Source organism: Caldimonas manganoxidans ATCC BAA-369 (assembly GCF_000381125.1).
Classification (GTDB): Bacteria; Pseudomonadota; Gammaproteobacteria; order Burkholderiales; family Burkholderiaceae_C; genus Caldimonas; species Caldimonas manganoxidans.
Genome location: NZ_KB906009.1, coordinates 1 through 1,459, shown reverse-complemented (window position 1 = coordinate 1,459; position 1,459 = coordinate 1). Strand labels below are relative to the sequence as shown.

At 68.6% G+C, this 1,459-nt stretch carries 3 protein-coding genes; all 3 read right to left on the bottom strand.

Going from position 1 to position 1,459, the window contains the following annotated elements; translation table 11 throughout:
* Positions 1-275: hypothetical protein (locus F615_RS0117345; protein WP_019562403.1), on the bottom strand; the 275-nt coding region annotated here is incomplete at its 3' end.
* On the bottom strand, positions 275-766 hold the full coding sequence (locus tag F615_RS0117340; RefSeq protein ID WP_019562402.1) for a hypothetical protein: 492 nt from the start codon (positions 764-766) through the stop codon (positions 275-277). The genes F615_RS0117340 and F615_RS0117345, both read right to left, overlap by 1 nt.
* Positions 767-778: 12 nt before the next feature.
* Positions 779-1,459: terminase gpA endonuclease subunit (locus F615_RS0117335; protein WP_026330422.1), on the bottom strand; the 681-nt coding region annotated here is incomplete at its 5' end.

The window sequence follows — 1,459 nt, the reverse complement described above, 5'->3', positions numbered from 1 at the left end:
AGCCGCTGCGTGCCCGTGTTGGTGTTGCTGCGTGCGACGCCCACCCAGCAGTAGTTCGCGTCCGGCAGCGGGCTGGCGAAGTGCACGCGGTAGCGCCCTGCGGCCAGCCGGGTGACCGAAGCGACGTTGTGCGCAGCGCGCACGACGACCTGGTTGCCGACATAGCCGAAACACACCCAGGCCCGCGCCAGCCCCGGGTGAGAGGCATCGACCTTGGTCTTGACTTCCAAACCGATGCGGCTGGCCAAGGCGCCGATGCGCGAGGCCAGACTCATCAGACCAGGGCCCCTTCGAAGATCGCGACGAAGTCGGTGTCGGTGTCGCCCACGTCGGCCGCGGCCACGGCGCCGATGTTGCTGCGCGCCTGGGCGGCTTCAGCGGCGGTGAGGGTCTGCGCCGCGTCGAAGCGCACGCGGTGGTTGACCGCGGCAAGCAGCGCGTCCAGGCCGCTGGTGCCGTCTTGCAGCAGCTGCTGGATCTCCAGCAACGTGTCGTAGGCGGCATCGGCCCCGCCCAGGATCTCGGCCTTGAGCGTGTCGAGCAGCGTGACGATCTTGCTCGACGAGTAGGTGCTGGTGGTGGCGACCTGGGTGTCGTCGATCGCCCCCGAGGCCTGCACCGCGGCCTTCAGTTCGTTGATGGCCGCCACCAGGCTCGATTTGTCGGTGGTGGTGAGGTGGGCGAGATTCCCGGCCTTCGCGCGGACGTCGTTGAACTCCTGCGCGACGCGGAGCACCAGGCTCTCGATACGGGTGGTCAGTGACATAGCGTCTCCTCGTCAGGACAGCCAGCGGCTCTTGATCACGCGCCGGCCGGTGTTGCGGTTGCCAGAAACACCCAGGCCACCTCGATGGGTGGCCTCGGGAGGTCGTTCGACGGGCATTTCGTTCGACGGCATGGGCTCATCGGGCGGCGGCAGCCCCAGTTGCCGCTCCAGTTCGCGCCAGTGGCGTTCCTCGAAGCGGTCGAGCCCTGCGGCCGCAGCAGCAGCACGGGCATACACGTAGCAGTCCAGCGCTTCGTTGCGCTCACGCACCTTCTGCCACTCCCGCACCGGAAAGCCATTCCTGTCGCGGCGGGTGATCAGTTGCTCGGCGCAGAGCTGCTGGATGAACTCGGCGTCGATCTTGGGCAGGTGGACGAAACCGGCCGGGTAGGTCACCGTCACGCCGTCGTCGGCCACCTCCGCGCTCTGGCGCAGGTGGTTGTAGAACTCGAGTTTGGCGAGCCCCACCGCGACCGCATACACCTTGATGCCCCGGCGCAGCTTCTTGCCCGCCTGCGAGACATCGACCGCCGTCGGTGTGCCGATCAGGGCTGCGCCCCCCATCGAACCCGTCCGCACGCCCTTGACCGCCATGACCCGCGCGTCGCGGCAGGCGCGCACGAAGGCGTAGGCCTCCTGTGTCGCAAAGCCGGTGTCCAGCGCCAAGCGGGCCAGCGGCATGGCCGCGCCCGA

Excerpts from the sequence above, each read along its gene's own strand:
- F615_RS0117340 (WP_019562402.1), bottom strand. The coding sequence starts at position 766 with ATGTCACTGACCACCCGTATCGAGAGCCTGGTGCTCCGCGTCGCGCAG.